The organism is Candidatus Yanofskybacteria bacterium (assembly GCA_003514055.1).
Taxonomy (GTDB): Bacteria; Patescibacteriota; Minisyncoccia; order 2-02-FULL-40-12; family GWA2-44-9; genus UBA12115.
The window spans coordinates 79,689-106,049 of record DOSG01000008.1; the positions used below are offsets into that span (position 1 = coordinate 79,689).

31 protein-coding genes and 4 tRNA genes are annotated in these 26,361 nt (G+C 41.9%); 14 read left to right on the forward strand and 21 right to left on the reverse strand.

Annotated features, from left to right (window positions below; genetic code table 11):
* Positions 1-53 precede the first annotated feature (53 nt).
* The gene (locus tag DEG18_02655) at positions 54-383 is read right to left on the reverse strand and encodes a hypothetical protein (GenBank protein HBX58485.1); all 330 of its coding nucleotides are present in this window, start codon (positions 381-383) and stop codon (positions 54-56) included.
* A 31-nt stretch (positions 384-414) separates the two neighbouring features.
* Between DEG18_02655 and DEG18_02660 the strand changes: the two genes are divergently transcribed.
* On the forward strand, positions 415-1,386 hold the full coding sequence (locus DEG18_02660) for a GTPase ObgE (GenBank protein ID HBX58486.1): 972 nt from the start codon (positions 415-417) through the stop codon (positions 1,384-1,386).
* 11 nt (positions 1,387-1,397) lie between these two features.
* On the opposite strand, the gene DEG18_02665 is transcribed toward DEG18_02660, so the two are convergent.
* Entirely contained in the window at positions 1,398-2,336 is a 939-nt protein-coding gene (locus DEG18_02665; protein ID HBX58487.1) for a hypothetical protein, read from the reverse strand.
* Between the two features lie 94 nt (positions 2,337-2,430).
* Here DEG18_02665 and DEG18_02670 point away from each other — a divergent pair, with 94 nt between their 5' ends.
* Entirely contained in the window at positions 2,431-3,807 is a 1,377-nt protein-coding gene (locus tag DEG18_02670) for a phosphoribosylamine--glycine ligase (GenBank protein HBX58488.1), read from the forward strand.
* Between the two features lie 43 nt (positions 3,808-3,850).
* On the opposite strand, the gene DEG18_02675 is transcribed toward DEG18_02670, so the two are convergent.
* The 6 genes from DEG18_02675 to DEG18_02700 all read right to left on the reverse strand — a co-directional run bounded on the left by DEG18_02675 (position 3,851) and on the right by DEG18_02700 (position 7,107).
* Positions 3,851-4,405: a hypothetical protein gene (locus DEG18_02675; GenBank protein HBX58489.1), complete on the reverse strand. Its 555-nt coding sequence runs from the start codon at positions 4,403-4,405 to the stop codon at positions 3,851-3,853.
* 4 nt (positions 4,406-4,409) lie between these two features.
* Entirely contained in the window at positions 4,410-4,736 is a 327-nt protein-coding gene (locus tag DEG18_02680) for a hypothetical protein (GenBank protein HBX58490.1), read from the reverse strand.
* 136 nt (positions 4,737-4,872) lie between these two features.
* Positions 4,873-4,945, reverse strand: a tRNA-His gene (locus DEG18_02685).
* A 27-nt stretch (positions 4,946-4,972) separates the two neighbouring features.
* Positions 4,973-5,821: a hypothetical protein gene (locus DEG18_02690; protein HBX58491.1), complete on the reverse strand. Its 849-nt coding sequence runs from the start codon at positions 5,819-5,821 to the stop codon at positions 4,973-4,975.
* A gap of 15 nt (positions 5,822-5,836) precedes the next feature.
* A complete protein-coding gene (locus DEG18_02695; GenBank protein ID HBX58492.1) occupies positions 5,837-6,328 on the reverse strand; it encodes a hypothetical protein in 492 nt (163 codons plus the stop codon).
* 140 nt (positions 6,329-6,468) lie between these two features.
* Complete coding sequence (locus tag DEG18_02700) at positions 6,469-7,107, reverse strand: hypothetical protein (protein HBX58493.1); 639 nt, start codon at positions 7,105-7,107, stop codon at positions 6,469-6,471.
* 154 nt (positions 7,108-7,261) lie between these two features.
* On the opposite strand from DEG18_02700, the gene DEG18_02705 reads away from it, so the two are divergent.
* On the forward strand, positions 7,262-7,453 hold the full coding sequence (locus DEG18_02705; GenBank protein HBX58494.1) for a hypothetical protein: 192 nt from the start codon (positions 7,262-7,264) through the stop codon (positions 7,451-7,453).
* A 20-nt stretch (positions 7,454-7,473) separates the two neighbouring features.
* On the opposite strand, the gene DEG18_02710 is transcribed toward DEG18_02705, so the two are convergent.
* A tRNA-Pro gene (locus tag DEG18_02710) sits at positions 7,474-7,544 on the reverse strand.
* Between the two features lie 113 nt (positions 7,545-7,657).
* Between DEG18_02710 and DEG18_02715 the strand changes: the two genes are divergently transcribed.
* The 6 genes from DEG18_02715 to DEG18_02740 all read left to right on the forward strand — a co-directional run bounded on the left by DEG18_02715 (position 7,658) and on the right by DEG18_02740 (position 10,810).
* Positions 7,658-8,728, forward strand: a complete 1,071-nt coding sequence (locus DEG18_02715; GenBank protein ID HBX58495.1) for a hypothetical protein — start codon at positions 7,658-7,660, stop codon at positions 8,726-8,728.
* 118 nt (positions 8,729-8,846) lie between these two features.
* Positions 8,847-9,143 (forward strand): hypothetical protein, encoded by a 297-nt coding sequence (locus DEG18_02720; GenBank protein ID HBX58496.1) that lies wholly within the window; start codon positions 8,847-8,849, stop codon positions 9,141-9,143.
* 4 nt (positions 9,144-9,147) lie between these two features.
* Positions 9,148-9,222, forward strand: a tRNA-Arg gene (locus DEG18_02725).
* A gap of 147 nt (positions 9,223-9,369) precedes the next feature.
* Complete coding sequence (locus DEG18_02730; GenBank protein HBX58497.1) at positions 9,370-9,561, forward strand: hypothetical protein; 192 nt, start codon at positions 9,370-9,372, stop codon at positions 9,559-9,561.
* A 108-nt stretch (positions 9,562-9,669) separates the two neighbouring features.
* Positions 9,670-9,861 (forward strand): hypothetical protein, encoded by a 192-nt coding sequence (locus DEG18_02735; protein HBX58498.1) that lies wholly within the window; start codon positions 9,670-9,672, stop codon positions 9,859-9,861.
* Positions 9,862-10,306: 445 nt separating this feature from the next.
* Entirely contained in the window at positions 10,307-10,810 is a 504-nt protein-coding gene (locus tag DEG18_02740) for a hypothetical protein (protein ID HBX58499.1), read from the forward strand.
* Positions 10,811-10,862: 52 nt separating this feature from the next.
* On the opposite strand, the gene DEG18_02745 is transcribed toward DEG18_02740, so the two are convergent.
* From DEG18_02745 to rny, 5 genes are all read right to left on the reverse strand, one after another.
* The gene (locus DEG18_02745) at positions 10,863-12,071 is read right to left on the reverse strand and encodes a hypothetical protein (protein ID HBX58500.1); all 1,209 of its coding nucleotides are present in this window, start codon (positions 12,069-12,071) and stop codon (positions 10,863-10,865) included.
* 204 nt (positions 12,072-12,275) lie between these two features.
* Positions 12,276-13,682, reverse strand: a complete 1,407-nt coding sequence (locus DEG18_02750; GenBank protein ID HBX58501.1) for a 2-nitropropane dioxygenase — start codon at positions 13,680-13,682, stop codon at positions 12,276-12,278.
* A 114-nt stretch (positions 13,683-13,796) separates the two neighbouring features.
* Positions 13,797-13,871, reverse strand: a tRNA-Gly gene (locus DEG18_02755).
* Between the two features lie 331 nt (positions 13,872-14,202).
* On the reverse strand, positions 14,203-14,481 hold the full coding sequence (locus tag DEG18_02760; GenBank protein ID HBX58502.1) for a hypothetical protein: 279 nt from the start codon (positions 14,479-14,481) through the stop codon (positions 14,203-14,205).
* An 89-nt stretch (positions 14,482-14,570) separates the two neighbouring features.
* Entirely contained in the window at positions 14,571-16,091 is a 1,521-nt protein-coding gene (gene rny, locus DEG18_02765; protein HBX58503.1) for a ribonuclease Y, read from the reverse strand.
* Between the two features lie 208 nt (positions 16,092-16,299).
* Here rny and DEG18_02770 point away from each other — a divergent pair, with 208 nt between their 5' ends.
* Positions 16,300-17,850, forward strand: a complete 1,551-nt coding sequence (locus DEG18_02770) for a 2,3-bisphosphoglycerate-independent phosphoglycerate mutase (protein HBX58504.1) — start codon at positions 16,300-16,302, stop codon at positions 17,848-17,850.
* On the opposite strand, the gene DEG18_02775 is transcribed toward DEG18_02770, so the two are convergent.
* Positions 17,847-18,233, reverse strand: a complete 387-nt coding sequence (locus DEG18_02775) for a hypothetical protein (GenBank protein HBX58505.1) — start codon at positions 18,231-18,233, stop codon at positions 17,847-17,849. The two genes, DEG18_02770 and DEG18_02775, sit on opposite strands and share 4 nt — an antisense overlap.
* A 49-nt stretch (positions 18,234-18,282) precedes the next feature.
* The gene (locus DEG18_02780; GenBank protein ID HBX58506.1) at positions 18,283-19,368 is read right to left on the reverse strand and encodes a tRNA 2-thiouridine(34) synthase MnmA; all 1,086 of its coding nucleotides are present in this window, start codon (positions 19,366-19,368) and stop codon (positions 18,283-18,285) included.
* Between the two features lie 56 nt (positions 19,369-19,424).
* Between DEG18_02780 and DEG18_02785 the strand changes: the two genes are divergently transcribed.
* Together DEG18_02785 and DEG18_02790 are read left to right on the forward strand one after the other, a co-directional pair.
* Positions 19,425-19,751: a hypothetical protein gene (locus DEG18_02785; protein ID HBX58507.1), complete on the forward strand. Its 327-nt coding sequence runs from the start codon at positions 19,425-19,427 to the stop codon at positions 19,749-19,751.
* A 42-nt stretch (positions 19,752-19,793) separates the two neighbouring features.
* Positions 19,794-20,012 (forward strand): hypothetical protein, encoded by a 219-nt coding sequence (locus tag DEG18_02790; GenBank protein ID HBX58508.1) that lies wholly within the window; start codon positions 19,794-19,796, stop codon positions 20,010-20,012.
* On the opposite strand, the gene DEG18_02795 is transcribed toward DEG18_02790, so the two are convergent.
* Genes DEG18_02795 through DEG18_02815 form a run of 5 tightly spaced genes read right to left on the reverse strand, consistent with a single transcriptional unit; the run spans position 20,005 to position 23,777 of the window.
* Positions 20,005-20,415 carry a hypothetical protein gene (locus DEG18_02795; protein HBX58509.1) on the reverse strand — a complete coding sequence of 137 codons (411 nt, stop codon included), beginning with the start codon at positions 20,413-20,415 and terminating at the stop codon, positions 20,005-20,007. The genes DEG18_02790 and DEG18_02795 overlap by 8 nt on opposite strands.
* Before the next feature lie 27 nt (positions 20,416-20,442).
* On the reverse strand, positions 20,443-20,508 hold the full coding sequence (locus DEG18_02800) for a hypothetical protein (GenBank protein ID HBX58510.1): 66 nt from the start codon (positions 20,506-20,508) through the stop codon (positions 20,443-20,445).
* Positions 20,509-21,165: a hemolysin gene (locus DEG18_02805; protein HBX58511.1), complete on the reverse strand. Its 657-nt coding sequence runs from the start codon at positions 21,163-21,165 to the stop codon at positions 20,509-20,511.
* A gap of 12 nt (positions 21,166-21,177) precedes the next feature.
* The gene (locus DEG18_02810) at positions 21,178-22,461 is read right to left on the reverse strand and encodes a hypothetical protein (protein HBX58512.1); all 1,284 of its coding nucleotides are present in this window, start codon (positions 22,459-22,461) and stop codon (positions 21,178-21,180) included.
* Entirely contained in the window at positions 22,458-23,777 is a 1,320-nt protein-coding gene (locus tag DEG18_02815; GenBank protein HBX58513.1) for a hypothetical protein, read from the reverse strand. The genes DEG18_02810 and DEG18_02815 overlap by 4 nt, the downstream gene beginning before the upstream one ends.
* Before the next feature lie 109 nt (positions 23,778-23,886).
* Here DEG18_02815 and DEG18_02820 point away from each other — a divergent pair, with 109 nt between their 5' ends.
* Both DEG18_02820 and DEG18_02825 read left to right on the forward strand, forming a co-directional pair.
* Complete coding sequence (locus DEG18_02820; GenBank protein HBX58514.1) at positions 23,887-25,794, forward strand: hypothetical protein; 1,908 nt, start codon at positions 23,887-23,889, stop codon at positions 25,792-25,794.
* Between the two features lie 30 nt (positions 25,795-25,824).
* A complete protein-coding gene (locus tag DEG18_02825) occupies positions 25,825-26,298 on the forward strand; it encodes a hypothetical protein (protein HBX58515.1) in 474 nt (157 codons plus the stop codon).
* Positions 26,299-26,361: the final 63 nt, after the last annotated feature.

Consider the following 26,361-nt stretch of genomic DNA (forward strand, 5'->3'; position numbering starts at 1 on the left):
AAACATTAAAGTCAATCAAAAGCCGCCTGCAAGGCGGCTAGGAATGCGAAGTTCTAAAAAATATCTTCGCTCGGGGTATTGTTTGAAGCTCTGCCCTTCACGCTGACAGTAGTATTCTCCGGATGAGCACATAAAGCATGGAGATCAATAGCTAAGATGTCAAAATAATTTTCACAGGTAGGACATTGAGCACAGCGACAATTAGGACATTCGCCGGCCTTGTTGCCTTTCCAGCCAGGTTGATGGCAGAGACAACGACAAGGACTAGCATATTGATTAACGACACCCAGCATACTATTGCCACCAAGAAGATCTTCAATAATGTCGTGGGCCATATTGATTTCCCTTTTCAAAATACTAGTTCTATTCCAACATATTTCCATAGTTTAGTAAATAGTGTATACTGTTTCTACTATGTTAGTCGATGAACTAAAAATACGCGTTAGAGCCGGAAATGGCGGTCATGGCACCGTCGCTTTTAGCAAAATAAAAATGGCCCTTGGGCCAACCGGAGGTCGTGGCGGCAAAGGTGGCAGTGTTTGGCTAGAAGGAATTGCCGATATCGGTGGCCTAACTAAACTTAAGTTTGCCAAGACTTTTGAAGCCATTGATGGCAAGAATGGTGGCCACCATCTAAACGATGGCCCCGACGGAGCAGACATAACCATTAAGGTTCCGGTTGGTACAGTAGCTAAGAATCTAACGACCAAGAGAGAGATTGAAGTCACTAAAATCGGCGAAAGAGTTTTAATCGCGCAAGGTGGCCGTGGCGGTAGAGGTAATTTCCATTTTAGATCTTCGACCAATACTAGCCCACAGCAATCTCAGCCCGGAACAAAAGGTGAGAAATATAATTTTAGACTAGAATTAAAACTTATTGCCGATGTCGGCCTAGTTGGCATGCCCAATGTTGGTAAATCATCTCTGATTAATGAACTCACAAAAGCCAAGAGTAAGGTCGCTAATTATCCATTCACAACTCTCGAAGCGCATCTTGGTTCTTATTACGGATTGATCTTAGCTGACATTCCTGGAATTATTGAAGGTGCCCATGAAGGCAAGGGTCTTGGCATAAGATTTTTAAAACACGTAGAGAGAACTAAGGTTCTATTCCACCTCGTCTCAGCCGAGTCAGAGACCCCAGTTACCGATTATGAGGTAATGCGCGCAGAACTTGGAGCCTACAAAGAGGAACTACTAAACAAGAAGGAATACGTCTTCATCTCAAAATCAGACCTAATCAAACCAATTGAATTAAAAAAGATAATCACAAAGCTCAAAAAATTAAATAAAAATATACTTCCCCTCTCAATTCACGATTGGGACAGTCTAGAGGCAGTTCGCAAGATCCTCAACGAAATCCAAGCAGAAAAAACAGCCACCTAGTGGCTGTTTTTTTATTTAATATAGAAAGTATAAGTTTTATAGGTTTCGAATTTATTGAAAAATTGAGTCTTAAATCTTAGCGCTTGAGAATCGCTACCCTCAAGATCACAACTCTTGTATCCGGCATTTTTTATCCAAACTAAATCTTCATATAAAAGAGCCACTCCCAAATCTTTAATTGAGTAATCGTGAATACCGATACTCGCTGACCATTCGCTCGGGTTATTCGACGTCTCCCAACCAGCATTAAATCCTACCGGCTTGTTATCGACGATCATAACTCTCGAACTTTTCGTACCGCCAAAATTATTATCTATCATGTCATGATAACGCTCAGGGAGAACCGCTATGCCTACTCTGGCACGGCTAGCGAACCATCGATCGACTATGTCGTGCAAATCTTTTTTGGATAACTCGCTCGTTTCCGAGATTTTGACCGCATGCTCACGATTAAATTTGCTAAGAGCATTTCGTAGTTCTTTAAAATGACTCCCCGGTAATTCTGGATTCCAAGTGGCCATATCTACTACCGGCCAAACAATTTCATAGTCTGGTTTAAACTTATCTCTGTAATTTTTGATCGCGAAATCTTGCACGGACTCACGAACATCAAGAAAATATATCGTCATACTCTGACCTAAAACATAATCGCACAATTCTTTCAAAATTTTGTCCTGGACATTCGTTGGAGCGATGGGATCGGCTACTATCACGTGCTGATTAGTCTTTTTGTTTACATAAAACCAAACGCCTTCGCCGTCTTTCCAGACGACGAAGGCGGGGCTACCATCGTTCGAACAGCTCTTTAACCAATCAAAATTGTGATCAGGCGAATATCCAAATTTACTTATCGAAGATTCGATAAGTTCTCTTTCTTCTTCTACGTTATCTATTATCCTCACGTCCCAAGAGTAACAAAATATTTTTTTAACCACAATTTTTCTTGTAATATTTTTTCAAAGGAATAATATTTAATTGTTCAATAATAATTTTCGAAATTAAAAATTTTATTTCAAAAATTTTTCTAAATTAGAAACTAAGAACATGTCCAACGGAGAGGTAAAACAAAATGGATCGAACGGAAATGGAAATGGCAACGGCTCGCCTCGCGGCGAAACAGTAAACGGGCATCCTGAAAAACCCAAATATAAATTTCTTTTTATAAGCTGGGAAAGCTTGAGTGGAGATTTGGCCTGGCAAATAAAGAAAGAAGGCCATGAAGTCAAATGCTACATAAAAGATCTCGGCGGAACTAATGTCTACGATGGTATCTTAGAAAAAGTAGACGACTGGAAATCTTTCGTAGATTGGGCTGACGTTATTGTCTTTGATGACATCTGGTTTGGCGATCAAGCTGACAAGTTAAGAAAGGCAGGAAAAGCTGTAATCGGTGGCAGCTCCTATACCGATAGATTAGAAGACGATCGAGAGTTCGGACAATCAGAGATGAAAAGAATGGGCATGAATATTCTTCCGCATTGGGATTTTAGTGACTACGACGAGGCCCTGAAATTTATTTCCGAGAACCCAGGCCGCTATGTTTACAAGCCTTCTCTTGACGTCTCTTCCGATTGGAAAGGCCTTCTATTTATAGGCAAAGAAGAAGATGGCAAGGATTTACATCAAATTCTATCCAGCAATAAAACCGTACTAGGTAAAAAAATAAAATCTTTTCAGCTACAGAAATATGCTTCTGGAGTCGAGGTCGGTTGTGCTGCGTTTTTTAATGGTCAAGATTTTATAATGCCCCTAAACATCGCCTTTGAGCACAAAAGACTTTTCCCCGGAGAGATTGGCCCCATGACTGGCGAAATGGGTACTTCGATGTTCTGGTGCGGTCCAAATAATTTTTTCCGATCAACTCTTGAAAAAATGCTCGAACCTCTGCGCGCCTCTGGATATGTCGGATACATTGATATTAATTGCATAGTAAACGCTCGTGGCATTTATCCGCTAGAGTTCACCTGCCGTTTCGGTTACCCTACGATCTCCATTCAGCAAGAAGGGATACTGAACGATTGGGGAGAATTTTTTCATGCCATTGCCAACCATAAATCCTATGAATTGCGCACAAGAAAAGGATTCCAAGTCGGCGTCGTGGTTGCCACTCCACCATTTCCGTATGACGATAAGTCCGAGTTGGCGATTTACAACGACACATCTATTCTATTTAAAAAGCCCAATTATGAAGGCGTCCATCTAGGCGATGTAAAAATAGTCGATGGTGATTGGAAGATAGATGGCACTTGCGGATACGATTTGGTTGTTACGGGATCGGGCACGACGATGGAAGATGCTCGCCGTATGACCTACAACAGGATCGACAACATTATGATTCTAAACATGTTCTACCGCACAGACATCGGCGCTACTTGGGCCGAAGATCGAGACAAGATGCACAGCTGGGAATACATTTACTAATACAAAGAAAGCCGCCCAGGAAGGGCGGCTTTCTTAAGGCATGCTAAAATAAATATGTCTTCAGAAACACAATCATGCCAACAGCGGTCACCACAATCTCGCACCAAAAAGTTAAAGTAAATTTATCGTAATAACATCTAATAAATCTAAACCAGTAATTAAAAAATCTATCATTGACTAGCCCCAGTTTTAGATCTGTATTCTTAATCGAGTAGTGATCTTTTTTAAATGGCCATAGCCACATAACTCCATATTGTAAGGAATCTAGAATGAAGTGGGAGAACACCCCAGCAAGAAGAACGATGCCTAAATATCGTATAAATAGATCTTGGCTAATAAATATTACCAGCCCACACAGAACCAACCAAAGAAGCGGCGCGTGAGAGATGAACATTCTATGGTCAACTTCCTCTCTCTTGAACGTCATCTCCCTATTCTTGAAAAATACGTAGAAAGCATCCAGGTCTGGGATCATACCAAAAAAAGTTCCCCAAATGAGCAACCAATTAAGTTGACTAGCATCAAGCTCCGGCTTAAAGAATTTGATTATTCCGACAGTCATCAAATATCCAGCCGCTAAGTGCCCGGGCATTATCATAAATTTATATGGTTCTTAAAAATATTCCTATTCTAGCTATAACAACAAATCCTACTCCCCAAATAAGTGGGAGCCAGTAAGGCACACCGAAAAGATGCGCCTTAGGCCAAATCTGCTGATAACCTAATGTGCGCATACCTATCTCGATAACTACTCCCAATATAACTCCCACAAAATACAAATAAAACTCTCCAGAGTTATATTTAAATAACCATATGAGAACAACCGAAAATATGGCGAATACGGTAAACTGGATTTCGCTCAGCTTATTAATAGACTCCGCAACGAAAAACAAAACAAATATAGCTAGGGGTATTAATATTTCTAACATCTGGGGGGCGCCTGAAGGGAATCGGCTTCGACTCTCGTCGCCTTCCGACGACTCGGTCTAGCCACCACCTCGTGATCTCGCTCGCCCATTGCTCGCAAGACAACGCTCCGGCGTTCGATTCCAATTTAAATCATTCTGGGCGCCTGAAGGGAATCGAACCCTCGTGACCGCTTCCACAGAGCGGCGTTCTACCATTGAACTACAGGCGCCATAACAACCCGAAAATTATACCACGATTACTGCCGATTCGTAAAATCAACCGCGTCAATAAGCTCATGAAATCCTTTATCTCCAGAGAAAGACGTGCTCGAGTCTATCTTTTTTCTGAGAGCTACAATCGCCTGCTCATGGGTCATATGGCCTCTCCTTCTAAAAGCATCGTATACATCCAATACGCAAATTAATTTCTCGGGCCTATCGAATGATAAATTTTCGCCAAAATATTTTGTAAATCTTCCGTCGGCGGCGATAATACCTTCGGGATTAATACCCTGAATAAAGTGATGACTTGCTGCGGCGACGACTGCTTCTGCCGGAACCCCATCGCCGCTTATTATCTGGAGTGTCCACTCGGCATGCATATCCCAGAATTTTCTCATCACCATTTCTGGATCTAATCCCATACTCACGTAGACACCAACTCTCTCTGTATGATCATCTGGAAAATATTTTTCTAGATATTTTGCCACAGAAAGCTTATCTTCGCCACCACCCCAATCCTTACTGTCGATTGAGTATATAGTCGCGATCATCTTTTGCTGCTCGAAATTTGCTACCCTTGGTCCAGTTTTACCGACGTCCGAAAAAGTCGTACCGATAATTACTGTTTTTTGCTCTCGTTCGGTCCACCGTTCCTCTGGTCTATTATTCTCATACCAAGCGAACACAGCCCTGGCTAAGTGAATGGCGTTATGCTCGTCTTCGACGGTTTTAGTTAATTCCGCTAATAAGATCAAGCGACTAACAATATCCGGCCTTATCTTCGCTATATCTAGGCCAACCTCTGTAAGTAAAAAACGCATCCTCTCATATCCTTCAGGATTAGTAATAGATTCTTGGTTATTAATAGTATTTTGCTCCACCATGCTTCCTTATGTAAATTATCGATCTATTTGTGCGAATAATACCACGTAGTTTTTACCATATGCCTTGGCACATTTCGGACAAGTGGTATACGAGAAATATAAATTCATTATGTCGGAACCCTTAGATTTGATGTAGTCCCTCATCTCCTTGGCCCACTTACCAGCATTTTGATATGGCCCCTCGAAAACTTTCGTTAGAAATGTTCCTGAAAGCGTAGCCATCTGCGCTCCCGGCACATCTTTAGAAACGTCGACATAAATATCTGCGCCCCAAAGAGATTTCTCATCCGTTAACATTAATTGGTGAGACGCCTTAGCGCCCGCCTTTTCAATGAGATCCAAGTTTTTAATAACTCTAGCTCCCATATTAATCGGCATATGTAAAAAACTAGTAATATGATCTTTCACAAAAAGTTTATCTTTCCAAATTATCTCCTTATTCTGCCAGAGCTCAGGATTAAACGGTTCGCAACATCCAGTCGATTGTATTGGTTCTTGAGTATCCATATATTTTCATTATATTTGTTGAGTGCGCAGAAACAACTGCCCTGCTCTTCCGTAGCTTTAGCGAAGGAGGGGCATACTCTTATGATTGAATCATGCCAGTATTTGATGAGAAATCCATTACTTACATTGAGCTAACGTTATTAATTTCTTGATTCTAGGTTTGCAACAATCCAGACTCCCCATCCTGTCAAAGCAACACTTAATACAGCTAGAATTACAACACTGCTAACCAATAAGGTTGACCCACAAAAATAATCATAATTTGGTAATGCTAATAAGGAAATTACAATAGTCAATACGGCTAAACTTAGACTTAATCCTAAATTATTAATAATTTTTTTCTTATCCAATACCGACATTTTTAGGACATCCCTCTTCATTGATAAATAGCCGTAGATTCTATCTGGGTCGGGTCCATAAAAACTATGCCATTCAGAATGTATAACCTCAAGCATCTCTGCTTTATATTTTTCAAAGATCTTGCCTTCTAATCCTAATGTTTCACTTCTAGGATCCAGGCGATCTAGGCATTTCTGAAATAAGCTTAGGTAATCGTTGTTTGTTAATGCATCAATCTGATGAATCTCCGTTGCATGAATTTCTTTGTCAAGTTGAGATGTGCCTAGAAGTATGAATCTTCTAATTCTAGGATCTTTTCTTATCTCTGTAATCTTACTGGATAGCATATTAAGATTAACAGCACCAAATGTTGCTACTAGCGCTATCATAGTAGCTAGGGTCTGAGGTATGGCACTTAATGTATAATACCAATATTCCATATTAGAGATTCTTTATTTGATTCATTATGCTCTATTCCATTGGTTTTTCAAGCCAAAGGAGTCATAATAAAAACAACAATCAGGTTGCCTAAATTCATGACCTAATTGTGATGAGATTGCAGATCCGATCAACAAACACAGACTTATCATTTCTATGGTGGCAAACCTCGAACTCAATGAAGAGAATCTAATCATTACATGGAAAAGGCCGTTCGACTTAATTGCCAAACGGCCTTTTCCTTCAAATGGTCGGGCACATTCGCGCTGGTGCGCTCAGTATTTCCTCGCTCACGCTCGGTCACTGCCTCTTGCCCTCATATACGGTAAATTAAAACAGGGTTTTTAACCCTGTTTTAATTTCCGATGTCGGGCTGCCGGGATTTGAACCCGGACTAAAACGTCCCAAACGTCTCGTGCTACCGTTACACTACAGCCCGTTATTTCTAAATTATCATATCGAAAAAAACATATTTTATCAAATAATGGCAATTGACAATAAGGGTAATTGTGGCAGAATGGCAATAAAGATCCTTGAAAAAAGGAGCGCCCCATGGATGCCCAGAACAATGCACGAGTCGAAAGAAATCAAAATGGTGGCCTAGCTTTAATTCCCATGCCAGGATTTGAGAGCCTAGCCCTAGAGACAAAAACTTTAATTGAGAAGAACTATCCCGATAAAGTTGACATTGCCACGCCGAGAGTTGATCATCATAAAAGCGGTGAACCGTTTATTGAATTACCAAAAGATCATATTGGCGGACACGATTGTTTCCTACTCACGAGCGGTCCAGGCACAGAACTCATGCTGGCTCAAACCCAGATAGCCCTGGCCTACCTCGTAGGCAGAAAAGCTAAACGCATAACCTTAGTATCTGGGTATAGTCCCCTTTCTAGGTCAGATAAGGATGACGGACTTAAAGTTTTAGCGCTTAATCGCATTATTATTGATATGTTTTGGGCGGCATCATACCAGAAGCTTGAACGCATGATAGTCGCGAATCTACATTCCCCGGGCGGAGTTGCCGCTGGACGACCTGGGCTGATCACCGAAATATCTCTAGCGAGAAGGGTTATTAAAAAAGCTATCAAAGACGCAATCAAACAATTTCCCGATAGAAATATCTGCCTGCTATTCCCAGACGAGAGTGCTTTAAAGAGAGTCGAACGCGAGATCGTAGAGATAGAGAGGGAAATGTCTCGGACTTTCCACATCATATGCGGTAGAAAAAGAAGGAAAAGCAGCGATGACATAACGTTAGCTGGATTCTCTGGCGATCTGGATAAACTGGATGGGTCAATCGTCATATCCGTAGATGACGAGATAGCAACTGGAAATACAAATATCAAAACCGCCAAGGCCTTCAGAAGCTTTAGCGATATCAAGGCCTTTTGGGCCACAGTCATTCACTTTATCGGCTGCGGAAATTGCGTTAGTGCTCTCGCAGACGTCAACTGTCCCATAGATAGAATCTACGCCACCGACACGATACCCATAGATAATAGATACGAGATTACGCCACTAATCGATAGTGGTCGACTGGTAATTCTCCGATGGGCGCGAGATCTGTTCAAGATTATTCGCTACTCTCATTGGGACATGTCCATCAGAGAAATACGTTAATTTCCAAGCGGCCGGAGGCCGCTTTTTTCTTTACTTTTTGGTATTTTTGATCTATAATTACTAAGGGTTACAGAGCCTAGGATTGTCCAGGGTTAGAAGTTTGTAGTATAATCCCTGTATGCCCTACAAACATAAAGAGGATTTATACAAGGCTCAAAAACGGCATAGGGTCAAGATACGAAAAAATCTATTAGACTTTCTAAAGACGAGAGCCTGCACCGATTGTGGCGAAAAAGATTTTAGAGTATTAGATTTTGATCATATCGATCAGAAGAATAAGCTCAAATCGATATCAAGAATGCGCTCAGGTCATTATTCCTGGGAATCGTTACAGGTGGAAATACATAAATGCGAAGTAAGGTGTGCAAATTGTCATCGCAAGAAAACGTATTTACAATTAAAAGGAGGTAAATAAATACGCCCCCGTAGCTCAATGGATAGAGCAGAGCTCTTCTAAGGCTTTGATGTGGGTTCGATTCCTGCCGGGGGTACCAACAAAGTATACTAAAACGCGCCTACTTGGCGCGTTTTAGTATACTTATACTTTTTCTAAAATTTCGTTAGTACCCATATTCAGCATTGACAAGTGCCATACAAGTGATATTTTACTCTCAGTTCGTTCTGGATTACGGAGGTTAATCATGTCAGAGCAGAAGATTAGAAAGAGGAGATGGGCGCATTATTCTAATATCTGCAAGTTTTGTAATGGACATAACTTTTTACTAAATACTTCAAGACTGGTGCTAGAGCAATGCCCACATTGTGATGGTACGGGCTATGGAGATCAAGAACCGCCAGACGATGGCACTCCAGGCTCCAGCAATGCCGCATAGATCATTCGCCGACTGACGTCGGCTTTTTTGATACGCCGAAGTTGACAAATATCGCCCGCATGGTATTCTAAGTTCACGTTCTTTGAGGAGAGGTCAATGTGCCAAACAATGCCCGACGCTCCCGAGCCATTGGGGAAATTATTTCTTCAGGCAGCGAGAGACAGGAATATCGCGCTCTTGAATAGTGTTTTTGGTAGATGTCTTATGTGGGGAAAATACATGCGACAACTCCCAATTCAAGATCAAAAATGGGTTAGCAAGCACGCAGGGAGAACGAGAGAATCTGGAGTCACTGCCTAAACTAGGCAAACTCTTAGAATGTCTTCTAATCTCAACGTTCTAACTAGAAGGCGATACATTGCGTTGCCCCAGTAGCATGGGGCTTTTTCGTACCTTAAGTCGTCCCAACTTAAAACCCGTCAGCCAATGGCTGACGGGTTTTAATATATGGTAATCATATTTATTCTTGCTTCAGGGCCTCTTCCTTTGCAACCTCTTCCTTCTTACCATCCTCGCATCCACACGTGCAGGTACCATCCTCCTTTGTGTGCTCATGCATACATTTCAAACATTTTTTTTCGTCTGTCATAGGTATATCACTGATATTACTAGTTAATAGTCGACCCCCTCAAGCATGCTCTTTGCCGAGGATAATGCAAGCATACTTTGAAATCTCAGGCAAAAATGTTCTAATTGACTAATAAAAAGATTGACTGTAATTAAGACGCATCAATCTATTAAAATTATGCCTAAAAAATTAATCATAAAAATGGCTAGAAACGGCAAGGGCATTTTCGCCGCAAAAGCATTCAAGCAAGGAGAAATAATTGAGACTATCAGCGGGAAACTCGTACATCACGAAAGGGCGAGCAAGCTTTGGGATGAGAATGCCAGAAAAGCCGAAAACTTATTTCGTTATTGTGGGACAAGATACCTAAGCCCAGAAGGAGAGCTTGGAGATTATTCAAATCATTCATGCAATCCAAATTCAGGAGTTATAAAAAATAAAGGCAAATTATTCTGGATAGCCATAAATGACATTAAACGTGGCCAAGAAACACTTATCGATTACTCAACCATAATTGGTGCCGATGACGCCTGGACCATGAAATGTAACTGCGGAGAGAAGGAGTGTCGTAAAATTATAAGAAGCATCGACAAACTACCTAAGAAAATCCTCGATAGATACCTAAAACTAGGCATTATCCCAAGATATATCTTAAACACTATGAAAAAAGCACGCCCCTAAGTGACGTGCCCGTGCTAATAAAAGAACATTATCGATAGCATACGCTTTCGATCTAGCGCGATCCTCCCGAGATGACATATGTGAAATCATCCCCTTCTCTTCTAACGCCGGCCCTAGCAAAGGGCGTTTCTACGACTCCATCAGGTCCAGCCGATAAACACATTGAATTGTACGGCCACCTGAGCTCATCATCAAAGAAGAATATACTGTTAACCATGTACCTATTCCCCCAGGGATCTGGGCCGATAGCAGATAGATAAGCTCCTCTCCAGCCCATACCAATCGATGAGCTATAGCTTAGTCGCATTACATCTGGATATAGATATGCGTTTTCAATTCTGCCTCTCGGCAGATTCTGAACCAAGTGATTTTCCATTATATCAACCACCAGACTATTCTCCGATTCATAGGCCCACCCAATCGTCTTGCGCTTCACCAACATCTGTCTCTCAAGCTTACTCTCGACAATAAATGATGACTGACGATCTGAGACGCTAAATAGCGCCAGATTTCCACAAGCTTCTGGAACTAGAAATATATATCTGGCCTTAGGAGTCTCGACCTGGAACATGAAGGCATTAAGTGACTCTCCGGACCACTGAACATTTTTCAGCAGATCGACGGCGCGATCGTTAACTGCTGCCTTTGGACGATACGCCATCCACAGCATTCTTATCCCAGGATTCATTCTACATTTAACTATGCCACTTTGAGGCAATATTACCTCGCTACAAGACGTCATAGAGCCCTTCACCTCTTTAGCGTTAGAGATCCTACTAATTACAATCTCTGGGGAATCAATCTCGGCCTTAACTAATAGCTCGCGGAAATCTGCCGCATGTTTCTCTGCCGCCGATCTCAAATCAATGTCTGATTTGATTTCTGATGTAAATGCGGTAGCGCCTCCTAAATGCGTCGCATTTATCCAAGTCATATTCGTTGCTACGATTCGTTGAGAGTAGCTGATTGACTCACGAGATGACATTCGCGTGTAGTTTGCTTCATATGAATATGATCCATAATCAAAGAGCTGAGCACCCAAGCCACGAGTTCTAATGGCGTTACCTTCGCTAACAAGCAGATTCACACGATTGTTTCTCGAGCATGGGAGACGACCGTCTAATCTAATACATGGACCCGTATCCACCAACATCCTAGACAACGACACTCCAATTGCCTCACAATCTTCTTTAACCTTTACAAAACGAGCATCTCGGACGAAATCCATGATCGAAGGAGCCAATACACCAGCCAAAAGCATCAATGTAGCCAATATTATGGTCACTTCGACTAGCGATAAGCCATGCTTACCATGACGTAAGCGTTTGTATGTCACAAGGGTCTCCTTTTTTGAACGAACGGAACCTAAGGCTAGTGAACCACTTCGTGATAGCAGTGTCAATAAAAATAAGAAGGCCCGAGAACGTCTCAAGGCAATCAAAAAAGCACGCCCCTTGGGGCGTGCCTATGCCGACAGAAGATAGCCGATAACGTCGGCTACTGTATAAGTATCATCTGGCCCACCCATCAGATGCTCCAAGAAGTTGACGTCATCTCCCAGAGTAGCAATTTCAGGCTCACCAGGGGTGCCTAGATCGGCCGTGGCAAGCAAGCCTTGGCAAAGACAAGCCCTGCCTACCGTATCCTCAATCTTCCCGCCTTTGCGGACATACTGATCGACATCTTCAGACGCGCAAAGATAAATAATCTTTCCATCTTTTTCTACTGGCGTGGCCAAATAACGCAAGGCACAATATCTTGTTCGATTATCATAAACTGCAGAATCAGAAAGAGTTCCTGGTAATTCGACAACTTTAAATGGGAAGCCCGTTGGAGATACTCTAAAATCAGTTCTAATGCTAAAATTGGTGTCGACTCCAGTAGCTTTCAGGAATCCTCTTCTTCGAATCTCTCGCCTCAAGCTATCTTTCATACCTGATTGTTGGCTTAGGGCAAATATAGATCCAACTTGTATACCCTTTGCACCAGCCGATATCGCCTCGGCTAATCCAGCCGGTGAAGCATATGACCCGCCAATCCAAAATGGTAATCCCAGCTCAACGATTTTCTCAAAATCCACTCTATCTTTTCCGCCATACTCTTCGGAGTGCTTTTCTCGCGGCGGAGCATTATGCCCGCCAGCGGTAGGCGTTTCAATAACAAAGCCTTCGATACTCCCCGACGACCTAGTCAACATTATCTTAGCCATAAGATTAGAAGAGATAATGGGCAAGAAGACTGGACGCTTTAATGTTCCCAGATCAGCGCCAAAATGCTTCCCGAAGTTGAATAATATAGCCTTGTGCCCACCGATAGCATTTGTCACGCTAACCTTATAGATCGCATCCTCGCCGCGAGACAACGCGTCCATGACTCCAGGAATTTGAGTAGGAATCCCTGCACCCATGGTCACGCAATCAACTCCGGCTATCATAGCACCGGCGAGACTATAAACGTGAGGCATTTGTATTTTCTCAAGATAGTTAATGCTAATCGGATAATCGTGACCCTCTTTGGCAAGCCAGACAAAAGCGAAACTCGCACACACAAAGAGATTGATAGTTCTCCACGACGGCTTAAAGCTAAGTGGAATTACGGTCTTATATTCTGCTCCCTCTGGGATACCACCTTCAACAAAGTAATAATCTACAATATCTTTAACTGCTTCTTGGAATGGAAAGTGGGCCAGAGCCCTTCGATAGTGCCCGCCAGGATCGCCTTTTTGCAGAATACGAGATAGAATCCTGTCAGCGGCGATACCAGATATAGTGCCAAGGGCCGAGCCCTTAGATACGAGTGAGACTTCTTTAGCAAGGAAAGGATGGGATATGTAAGCCCCCATGCCTCCTTGAATTATTCGCCAGTCTAGCATTCTCGCCTCTTTTCAAAGACCACGTTAACTCTATTAAATCATTTGCTCGCAATAAAACAACCCCGCCTAGGCGGGGTTGTTTTATTGGATTGAATGAGTTCATGTCATCACAATTTGAGCGGGTAAGGGGAATCGAACCCCTATTCACAGTTTGGAAAACTGTCGTAATAACCATTATACGATACCCGCAATATCTTGCAGATTACTTAAATACGTCTACATAAGAGCTGCGTCTTGATAAAAGCATAGTATCAAAAATATAGTCTATTTTCAACCATTAGCGTCACTATGCATTTGTGAAGAAATACAAAAAAATATAGTTACCCTATACTAAGAGCATTACGACCGTTCATCTGGCTACCGAAGACGAAGAAGAATAGATTGCCGGTCAATGATGAGCCTAGACTAGACGACATAGGTTTTCGTTAAAACATTAGATAACTATTGAAATAGTCCATTAGCAAAACCGCCCCAATGGGGCGGTTTTGCTAAAAAGTATTTTGGATCCAAAATACCTAGATTATAGAATAGCTTCTTTCAAAAGTTTACCCGGTGTAAATCTTGGCTTTTTGGAAGCTTTGATTTGGATTTTCTCTCCTGTTCTCGGGTTGACTCCTTCTCTAGCTTTTCTATCTGAAACCTTGAAGATACCGAAACCGGTTATGTTGACCTTATCGCCGGTTTTCAATACTTTCGTGATCTCATCTGTAAAAGCATCGATCCACTCTAATGACTGCTTCTTAGAAACATTCATTTTCTCAGCTAAATTTTGAGCTAATTGACTCTTTTTGACTGGCATACGCACACCCCCTTTCTGTTTTAATTATTGTACTTGTATAGTACTCAATCAAAATACTAGCATAAATACTAGATTTTTGGAACAACTGCCTATCTCGCGTATTCTACGGCTCTAGTTTCCCTTATTACATTAACCCTGATTTCTCCAGGATATTTCATGTCTTCTTCAACTTTTTTAGCAACATCCTTAGCTAGCTTAATAGCTCCTAGGTCATCAATTTTCGTGGGCATTACGAATATCCTCAATTCCCTACCGGCCTGAACGGCATATGATTTCTCAACGCCCTCAAATGACGTAGCAATTTTTTCTAACTCTTCTAATCTCTTGAGATATATCTCAACAGTATCTTTTCTGGCCCCAGGTCTGGCGCCAGATATGGCATCAGCAGCTTGAACAATTCTAGACTCAATCGAAGAATATGGATATTCCTCATGATGAGCCTCCATGCCTTCGATTACTTTCTTATCTATTCCGAATTTAGCCAAAATCTTTCTTCCAATTTCGACGTGAGTGCCCTGAACCTCGTGATCAACGGCCTTACCTATGTCATGGAACAATGCCGCCTTCCTGGCAACGCTTACGTCTGCGCCTAATTCTGAGGCTAGCATGGCCGCAATATGGGACATCTCGATAGAGTGCAGCAATACGTTTTGACCGAAGCTAGTTCTAAAAGCTAATCTACCTAATAAGTATGTGAGCTTAGGGTCAATTGGGCCGACACCTACCTCAAATAGAGCCGCTTCGCCAGCTTCTTTAATTTTGTCATTTATCTCGGCTTTGGCTTTGTCTACCATCTCTTCGATCTTAGCCGGATGTATCCTGCCGTCAGCAATCAACTTCTCGATGGCTAATCTAGCTACCTGTCTTCGGACCGGATCGAAACCTGAGACAACCAATGCCTCCGGCGTATCGTCAATAATAATATCGACGCCAGTCAATCTTTCGATAGTCTTAATGTTTCTGCCTTCTTTGCCTATGATCTTACCCTTGACTTCATCGGAAGGCAGGTTAACTACCGTAGTCGTAGCATCGGCGATCTGAGATGAGGCATATCTCTGGATAGTCATAATCATTAATTCCCTAGCTCTCTTGTCTACCTCTTCTTTACCCTCAAGCTCAAGCTTTCTTATCTTAGTATAAAGCTCATCCTTATACTCCTGCTCAATCTTTGCGATTAATTCGATTTTAGCCGCATCACGTGTAAGATCGGTTATCCTTTCCAATTCTTTCATCTGTCTCTCTTTCCCCTGCTCAAGGTCGGCCTTGATTAGAGTAAGTTCAGCGGCCCTAGATTTAAGGAAATCTCTCTCAGCCAGAAGCTCCTTGCTTTTTTGGTCCAGTTCGTCTTCCTTTTTAGTAAGAAGATTTTCGATTCTAGTCAGCTGAGCATTCCTGTCTTTCTCCTCTTTTTTGGCATCTTCCAAAAGCTTAATAGCCTTGTTTTTAGCTTCAAGGAGGATATCTTGAGATTTAGATTTTGCCTCGTTCAGGACTGTGTGGGCCCTAGATTCGGCCGAGCTAATCCTAGCACTAGCTAAGATCTGACGAAGAACGTAACCAACGATAGTACCTAAGACTAAAGCCAAAAATGCCGCTAAAAGCGGATTCATTCCTAATATCATGCGATTGTGAAGTTATGTCTGTGGTCATAATCATCTTTAGATGACGTAAACTTACAGATTCCAAAACTCAAATGTTAAGTAATTACCATATTATTATATCACCCAAGGCCCAAATTAGCAACAATAGCCCTAAGGTGGCGGCCCAATTACGCTCATCAGAAATGCATTTCATTGATAGTCTGATATAATTAATCTCATGAGACCCGTCGTACTGTGCATACTCGATGGCTGGGGATTTTCCAAGCAAAAGCTCGGCAACGCTATTTCGACCGCCGAAACTCCAAACATCGACTTCATAAAAAATAACTACCCATCCCTTTTGCTTCAGGCTTCCGGCGTTGCCGTCGGCTTATCTTGGGGTGAATCGGGCAATAGCGAAGTTGGCCACCTGACTATTGGTGCAGGCAGGATAATCTTTCAATATCTCAGTCGGATAAATAAGGCTATAGAAAATGGCAGTTTTTTTACTAACCCCGAGCTGATGCAAGCCATTGATCATGCGAAAAACAACCACTCCTCTCTGCACTTGGCTGGGCTATTAACCTCCAATTCGGTGCATGCCTATACCGATCACATTCTAGCTCTCATTGATTTAGCAAAACGAAACGGCATAAATAATGTTTATCTCCACCTTTACACGGATGGCAAAGACTCTGGCTTAAAAGAAGCTCCATCTATATATAAGAAGATCGATGAGTTTATGAAAACTTCTGGTGTTGGGAAATTAGCTTCTATGATAGGCAGAGATATAGCTATGGATCGAAATGAGAACTGGGATCTCACTGATCAAACGTATCAACTCATGGTTAAGGGCGAGGCCGAATCGGCTACAGACCCATATGAGGCATTGAATAGTCGTTACGAAAAAGGACTAACCGACATAAATATGCCTCCTATGTTATTCGATGCGGATGGCACGATCAGGGACGGAGATGCTCTAATTTTCTTCAATTTTAGAGAAGATCGCATGAAGCAAATAGCCCAAGCCTTCACTCAAGAGAAGTTTGATAAATTTGAGACGATTGAGATGCCAAATCTCCTGACTATATGTATGACTCAGTACTTCGAAAATTCTAACCTCCATGTTGCCTTTCCGGCGACACAAATTAACAACTGCTTATCCGAAGTAATCAGTACAAATGGACTTAGGCAATTGCACATCGCTGAGACGGAAAAGTACGCTCATGTGACTTTCTTTTTTAATGCTCTCAGGCGACAGCCATTTGATGGCGAAACTGATACTTTGATCAAGTCAGACAGAGTGGCCACAGAAGATTCGGCCATGAAGGCTAACGAAATATGTGAAGCAGTTATTAAAGATCTAGAGAATGATATAAATTCATTCATACTGGTCAATTTTGCTAACGCCGATATGCTGTCTCACATGGGTGAATTCAATCAAGTTGTTGAGGGCGTAGAAACGCTAGATAGACTACTAGGAAAGCTAAGAGAAGTCGTCTTGGCTAAAAATGGATATTTAATTATCGCATCAGACCATGGCAATGCCGAATCATTAACATACAAAGGCACTGGGGATTCCGAAACAAAGCACAACCCGAATCCAATCCCGCTATATTTGATAGCCAGGGAGTACGAGAGAGCTCGAACCCCAGAGGAAATCATTCGATCAGAGTCTAGTCCAGGTGGCTTTCTTTCGGACATAGCTCCGACCGTGATAGATCTTTTAGGCATTCAAAAGCCGGTCGAGATGACCGGCGATAGCCTACTAGAAACACTGCTCAATTAATCTATGCCAGGTGCGTCCTCTTCAACTCTCCTCTCAAGCAAAGATTTCAATTCTATCTCCCTTAGCTCATCAATCAGCATCGTTCGCAAATCGCTAATCTTATGGCTATTAGCTATCACCCCTTCCCTAAATAGATCGGCAAAGCAGTTTAGGGCAACGGTGTGATCGATAGTCTCTTTTCTATCTAATGGATTCTCGGCTCGATGCAGAAGCGGCCATAGATTATTGACCGGCTCCAAGGAAACAAGGCGACCCTCTTCGATTAATATCCTAACGGCCCTCAGAAGATTAAGGAGACGAGATCTCCTCATCTTGATCTTTTGCTCATACGCCAAGAAAAAGGCAATCTCTTCGCGAGCCTTTTTACTTAGGTTGCTCTGCATGTCCGAGACCCCTTCCGACTAACCACTCAAAGAACGTAAATTTAAAATATCACTTTATTACTCCTCCGCCAAGAAGAAGTTGTCCCCTGTAAAAAACTGCCGACTGGCCCGAAGTTATAGCTCTAACTGGTTTATCGAATTCTAAATTACCATCATCAGATAAAATGGCTTTTTCCGATTTAGTTCTGTATCTTATTTTAACGTCAATTCGTGCTGGTAATTTAATTGGACCATTGACCCAGCTGAGATTGCTCACGACCGTCTTCGTTGACTTGAGATCTTTCTCGCTTCCAACGTAAATAATATTTTTCTCTACGTCTTTTCCGATTACATAAAATGGACCATCTCCAGATTTAATATCTAACCCATGACGCTGGCCGATAGTATAGTAGAAAACACCATCGTGAGTTCCAATGGCTTGGCCATCTTTTATTATCTCGCCTTTTTTCGATTTTATTCTTTTCAGCAAGAAATCTTTCACGTTTAATGGTCCGATGAAACAGACTCCTTGGCTATCCTTCTTCCCCGCATTCGGCAATTTAAATTTTTTGGCTAGTTTCCTTATTTCTGGCTTAGTATATCCTCCCACCGGGAATAAGCACCTTTCTATCTCTTTTTCTTTCAGAGTCCATAAAAAATAAGACTGGTCCTTGTTCTTATCTTTGCCCTGATAAAGATAAGAACCGCAAGAAACAAAGGGCGCCTTTTTGGCCCCAAAGGCGCCCTTTGTGATTTTTCTTACATAGTGTCCGGTAGCGATGAAATCCGCGCCCTCACTCAATGCTCTTTTCAAGAATAAGCCGAATTTAATCTCCTTGTTGCACATTACGTCAGGATTCGGAGTCCGACCAAGCTTATATTCTCTGATCATGTAATCGGCAACTTGTTTTTTATATTCCTTAGTAAAATCCCAGGTCTTAAATGGTATATTCAGACTAGCCGCGGCCTTCGCGGCTTCTTCGCGTTCTTCTTTCCATATACAAAAATCACCGACATCGGGTTGCCATTGTTTCATAAAAACTCCGACCACTTTATGGCCTTCTTGCTTGAGCAGTGCCGCAGCCACAGAACTATCCACTCCACCGCTCATGGCCACATAAACCAGCTTTTTGTTGTTCTCTGCTAATCTTGACATAATAGTCAAATAATTATATTATCTTGGCAGCCGTTTTACAAGAGGGGTGGGTCATCATGAACTTGCTCGTGGTGGTATTGCTATGCGTCCTTGTTTCATCTTTCTACCTAAATATGGGGTTCGGCATCAGGAAATTTGGAAGTTTAGTATTTAGAAATTGGCCTTCCGGAGCTTTTTTTGAAGAAGACATGAGATATGCGTGGGCGCTAATGTGGCCCTTCGCCATATTATTCATCGCCATCATTGCCATAATATACGCATTAGTGTGGATTTTCGCAAAATTGTTTGAAGCCATGCGCTCCATTGCTCTCTTCAGACACGTAATTAATTTCTTTGGAAGGGCAATAGGATATCTATTCCTCGGTAAAATGTGGAAAAAATAATACGGACTCGCATATGCGAGTCTTTTGTTTTATACTTTCGAGATGAGAATAAACGTAAAAGCTAAACCGGCCAGTCGCGAAGAAAAGGTTGAGAAAATTGATGAAACCAATTTTATTGTTTCAGTAAAAGAGCCGCCCATTCAGGGCCGAGCCAATAAGGCCATAATCGAAACATTGGCGAAATATTTTGATATTTCAGCAATACGTATAAGAATCGTCTTCGGTGCCACCTCTCGCAACAAAATCATTGAGATTACTTGATCGGCGTACTATTGAAAACATATTTATCAAAAAATTTCTTTGTTGCCGGCCATAGCCTCATCCTACTCATTTCCTCCTGACTAAAAAATCCAGCATCGACAATCTCGCTCTCTTGTATAATAAAAGGCTGGTCATTGTAATCACAAGTCCAGTAGTGTATAAATCTATCCTTCACATCGCCGAAGCCAGACGCGACTTCCTTCAAAGGAAACACCTCTATTCCCAACTCTTCTTTTATTTCCCTCTTTAGTGCGGTCGCCTCATCTTCGCCTTCTTCAAGGTGACCTCCGGGTGGGTAGTAGCAGTCTTTAAAATCCTCGTAAAAGTCAGATCTAACGAGTAGAAATTTTTCGATACCGTCTTCTTTTTTTGATATTAATCCTACTACTGCATGCTTAATCATGTTTTTATAAGAGTTGCATTAAGACTTTCATGTACACATTGTAGCGATAAACTTCAATAAAATAAATATATAGGAGGGAGGCCTTGCGCTCAACTAAAGCACGTATTTCAACATCAGCCAAAAATGGCAAAAACTACCCGCCAAAACAAAGATATGAAATATTTCATGCATTCCAAACCAACGTTTTCGAGGTATGTATCTTTCTAGACCAAAAAATATCGTGCCGACAGTGTAAAATAGCCCACCAGTAAAAAGCCACACCAATCCCCCATCTGGCAAAGATTTAGAAAGCGGAGAGATGGCCACGACTGCAACCCAGCCCATTAATATATACAACACCGTAGAAAGCCACGACTTGATCTTTAACTCTAAGAATTTTATTAATATTCCAGCGATAGCTAGACTCCAAACTATGCCAAATATGCTCCAGCCCCAACCACCCCTCAACACGATAAGGCAAATAGGCGTATAAGTGCCAGCTATAAGTACGTAGATTAAAGCGTGATCGAATTTTTGAAAAAGTTTTTTTCTGTTATTCTCCGAAGAGATGAAATGATAAAGTGCACTTGCGCCATATAATAGAACTAAGCTTATACCATAGATTGAGAAGCCGACGACCTTCCAAGCATTACCCTTAATAGCAGCCAAAACTACGAGCAGAATGAGTCCGACCAAGGACAAAATAGTCCCCAGAAAATGGGACAAACTGCTAAAAGGCTCGTTTTGCTTTAGTTTTTTGAGCTCGTCCATAGATACTCAGTACTAATCGTATTTCTGTAAAAAACGAATCTTGGCTAGGTAGCCCTTTGTTTCTGGGAGTAACTTGCCAAGCCAATCACTGAAACCGCCGGCTATGGCGGCCTTCAACGAGCTATTAACTCGCGCCGGTGAGCCGTTGTATCCAGCTGCTAGATATTCTTCGAGTTTAGGGTCGTCAACTATTCTACTTCCATGGACTTTCATTAGGCCTGCTAAATTATAATCATACAAAAGCACAGCTGCCATCATAGAATTCAGATGGTTAGCCGCGCCTTTTTCAAAGTCACTAATTAGTCCGGCTTTGGAATATATTTTTGCTAGCTCTTTATAAGTTCTCGGCGTAAATTGCACCCAGCCACACGCCGCCGCATAATTACAATTATCAGCGTAAGCCCCAGCTCCATTAGCTCCTATTATAATCTTAACTCTTTCGGAAGTTTTAGTTGGATCAAGAGTAAATTCTCCTAAATCGCTGTGCTCAGTTATGGGAATTTTGATAAAGTAATCTTTTCTTAAAACCGATACATCGGATACCAAAATCTTGGGATAAGCCCTAGATAATACGCCCTTAGATTTTAACGTAGCATAGGCCTGATCAACCATATCTCTGACGTATTGGTTACCCAAGGCTATCATCTCTTGAGTGTGGTAATCCTCACTATACGGAGCATAAGTTACATATTTTATGTTAACCTTATTCTCATATACGAAACTTTTTTTACCATTTTTCAAAGTCACCGGCTTCTTTATCTTCACATTCTCGGGCTCGGGCCATTTATTGAATAAGACCATGGCATTTGCCGGCTGAGTTACCTTATACTGAGTTGCCCAATAATTCCAGCGTATGCCATTGGACCTCTCTACAACCTCTATCTGATAACCAAGTGGAGCAATTAAATCTCCTCCTCTTTTAATTATTTTCACAACCTCCAATGCGCCAGAGATTTTATCCATGACTACCAAGGCGATTTCTCTTTCCGGATCTTTTAATGATTTATCAGATATTTTAATCTGACCACCATTGATTGAAATTCTTTTCTCTGTGTAGGGAATATCTTTCGTGCCCACCTTGAGCTCAATATCTTTTAGCAACAAACGCGCCTCTGAAATTTTACTAGAAAAATTCCACGTAGAGGGAGTTGGCGACTGCTCGACGATCATGGTCGGCCCAATCTCTATATTGTTCTTCTTCAACGTTATCTTGGCTGAAACGTAAGTCCAAGTCAAAAACAGTGATACGACTATTACAATACCAAGTGCCCATTGGACTTTTTTCGTATTTATCATAGATTTGGCTCTATCTCAGCAGCCTTTCTAATAACCATGCTTGAATACGAATAGCAAATTGCCTGAGTACAATTTGGATTGCCACTCACATAAGCCTTTGCTGCTCTTATCTCTCCTGCTTGAGTTTTACTATTGGCGCCGCCTGCGGCTAACTTGATAGCCGAGGCCATAAATGCATCTTCGATATTCCAAGGATTAGGAGGATTATGGCCCGTTAAAGCGGCTACCTTATCGACATATCCCAGCCAAGTAGTTGGCAAAAATTGAGCTGGCCCTAGAGCTCCTCCGCAACCATAATTTGGCTCTCTGGATACTTTGACCGTATCCGGATTCATACCTAGGCTATTTACTATCTTCATGAAAGCTGCCTTTTCCTGTTCTGCTCGCTGAGGCTTGCCCAAACGCTTATAGCAACCATACATATCGTCAATCCATGTTCCCGTGCCAACATTTTTACCAAGCCTTGATTCTATCTCTAGAATAGCTATTAGAAAAGCCGGCCTGATACCTGCCGCAATGGCGGCCAATTGTCCAAATTTAATGGCATCCTCCACAGAAACACCGTTCTGCTCTAGATAGGTGATCTGTTCTTTAATCATCTGGATATCTTTCTGGGACTTTTTAACCAACTCTTGGAATTTTGACTCCTGGCCCTTCGTATCTCGCAATATTTTGTCTTTAGTGCTCTTATTCTGCACCAGATTTTTTTTCTCTAATTCTTGGATTGTCTTAAGCTGAAGCATCTCATCTTTTTTGTCTTCAAGGTCAATCTTTTTAATTTCCAAGCCAGATTTGATAGATCTTATGCTATCAATCGTATTTTGAAGATTTTCCTGAGTAGTTCTAACATTATTCAGCTCATTAAAAAAATCTGACAAAGCCCCATTTTTAAGAAGTATTTCGGTTAGAGTTTTCTGATCGTTCTCATAGGCAATCTTTAGATATTGAACCAAGGCATTCTTATGTTTGCCTATATCGTCAAGAGCATTAGATATTTGTATCTCAGTATCACCTATCTGTAGGGCGGCCTTATTGATCTGAAGCTCTATGCTTCGTATTTCTAATTGAATTTGGTTCATCTGGCCATTTAATCTTGAGATCTCGCCCTGCAAGGTAGCTGACTTAGAACGATTTTGATCTATTTGCTTCTGATATTCATTAATTTGGGCTTGGATTTCGTCTATCTGCTTTTGTTTCAGGTTTATATCGTCTTGTGTGCTGGCGGCAAAAACGCCATTGGCAAAAAACATGGCAGTAATCGCGATTAAAATGACTAGTCCCAACCTTAACTTGTTGTGATCGCGTAGTCTTATCATCTTAGTCCATTATAGCATAATTTAAACACTGCCCATGCCCAACACGCTCAAAACTAATAAGTGGATATTCTGCCTGACTTGAGACGATAAATCCTATATACTAATATTAATGATCAAAAAGATATCATTATTTATTCTCGCCTTTACGGTCGGCTTTGGATTATTTACATCTTCAGCTAAAGCAGAAGAATGTCCAGCAAGTGGAAATTATGCAGACAAGCTAAGAGGCGCCATGGATGCCATTCTAAAAGCAAATCCGAGTCTTGCCAATTCAACCAATACAGAAGAAAATAGTTTCGACTTCATAAGCTTGGTAGCAAAAAAGCCGCCGACGGGATTCAATGTAACAGATCAGGTCTTAAATGGAAACGGCAATCCTAATAGTGGAGATCTATTAGCAATATGGAAAAAGGGGGATGCTAAGATGGAGCGCTACGACGTGATAGCGGCCGTTGGTGCGGGAGATAGAACGATAGAATCCGCAGTAACCACTCAATTCGTCGGCTTAATACCTCTTAATTGTACAAGTAGCGGAGGAGGCAAGGAATGTAGTTGCGGTACCTCCGAACAAAATGCATCCAGACAGTGTGCTGTTGATGTTTATCAGGCTGGCGCTAGAGCAAAAGATCCAATTGCCATCGGAGCAGAATGCCGCAGTGCCGTCTGGTTCCAAAGAAATACCAATATAGCATTGTCCTGTTCGTCAGACTTTATATTTAGAGGGACACCCGCAAATCAGTGGAAGACATGGAGCGAAAACCAAATTGAGAAAGTCGTTAGGGCCTGTGATGGAGACAACGTGGCAAACGCCGATAAGATATTAGCAGCCCTTGAGGTAGTCTGGAGTTCTTGTTTGCCCGATAGAAAAGGAATTAGCTGTGTCTGCCAAACAGCAGAAGATGGAGAAAATAATTCATGCGCGATGTTTATGGGAGAGATAGGCCCACCCACGATTACCTCTTTCACTCCGACAAAGGCAACGATCGGTACAGAAGTGTACATCGAAGGCACTCACCTGCCAGACAAGATTGAGCTTCAGTCTTCCTCGCAAAAATACACCCTCGCTAGCCACGTTAATTCGACTTTCACGGGAACGACATTTACAGTTGATCCATCAGTAGAAGATGGATCATACACTCTTTCAGTAGTTGGAATAAATGGAAGCGCTACAGCCAATCAAAAGCTGGTCATCACAGCTGGCGGCCCAGACTTCGCCGGCCGCACATTGCCAGCCACTCCGACTGGATATCCAGAAATGGGTGGCCTGTTGGGCATGATATTAACATGGTCTATTAGATTATTAGGCATATCCATATTTATTGTGGTCTTCTTAGCTGGCGCAGAATGGTTCTTTAATCAAGGCAATCCATCGATGTGGACTGGAGTTAAGACTAAGATACAAAATGCCATCATCGGAGCCATTATGCTTTTATCAGCCTATCTTATTCTATACACTATCAATCCCGACTTAGTTCAAGGCACATTCGAACTGCCAGGCATAACAGGAGGGAATACGGCACCAACAGCAAGTCCAAGCACTAGCCCATCGACACCGCCTACACCAACATCGTCCGGAACTCCACCCGAAGCTTGCAAACAAAATGTAGGCGGGACAGCATCTTCTGGCTGTACTCAAGCAACCTGCGTCGACATATCTAACTACACCCCTACCCATGGCTGCGAAAGTAATGGTGGCAAATGTTACGCATCATCTCAGGCAGCCCAAAAGATACAGACTCTCGTTTCACGATTCAATGCCCTGTCAGGTGGTAGTTGTTCTCTACGAATATCTTCGACAATCCAAGGCCCAGGCGGACCGAGTATATCTGGATGCCACAAGCCAGGATCTGCCAATGCTGGGACATGTGCCGACTTCAACGTATCTCCGCACGGTTCTTGTTATAAATTCTTCTACCAGGCAGCAAAAGAAGCTAGCGTGGTATCTTTTCTAGATGAATACGTGCCAGCATGTATTCCTGCCAATGCTACCGGAGGGAATATCCACGTAAATTTCTAATAGATTACACTTTTAGAATAATCAGTACCTATGGGATACGCGGCCATTATATTAGTCATAGCCACTATAATATTAGGAACCTACGCTGGTCCTGGCCTTTCCAATACACTTAAAGATGGATTAATAAGCAATATTGGCGAGGGATTCAAAGATCTGATACCGAAGAGTGAAAATGAGATAATAATAGAAAGTATAAATTCGACCAGCCGAACCTTGGAAGATTTCTTTAATAATTCTGCGAATCAAATTCTTTCGGCGAAAGACGTATCAACTGAAGATAAAGAGGCGCTCAAAAAATCCATCCAGGCTTTCGTCGAATCAAAAGACCTAAATGCGAAGATAGAGACAAAACTCAAAAGCGAAGAAAGCCAAGGATTAGTCAGCAAAATAGTTGATAAAGTAATTGGAATCGGCACATCGAGTATCAATAACGCGACAACGAACAATAACCCGCCAGAGACTACCTACATACCGCCTCAGTGTAAAATGGTCTGCGATCCATAAATTGAAATAAAGCTTGGGCCTTCGCTTCGATCAATTGGCTCGGCACAAACGAAGCATAAGAAA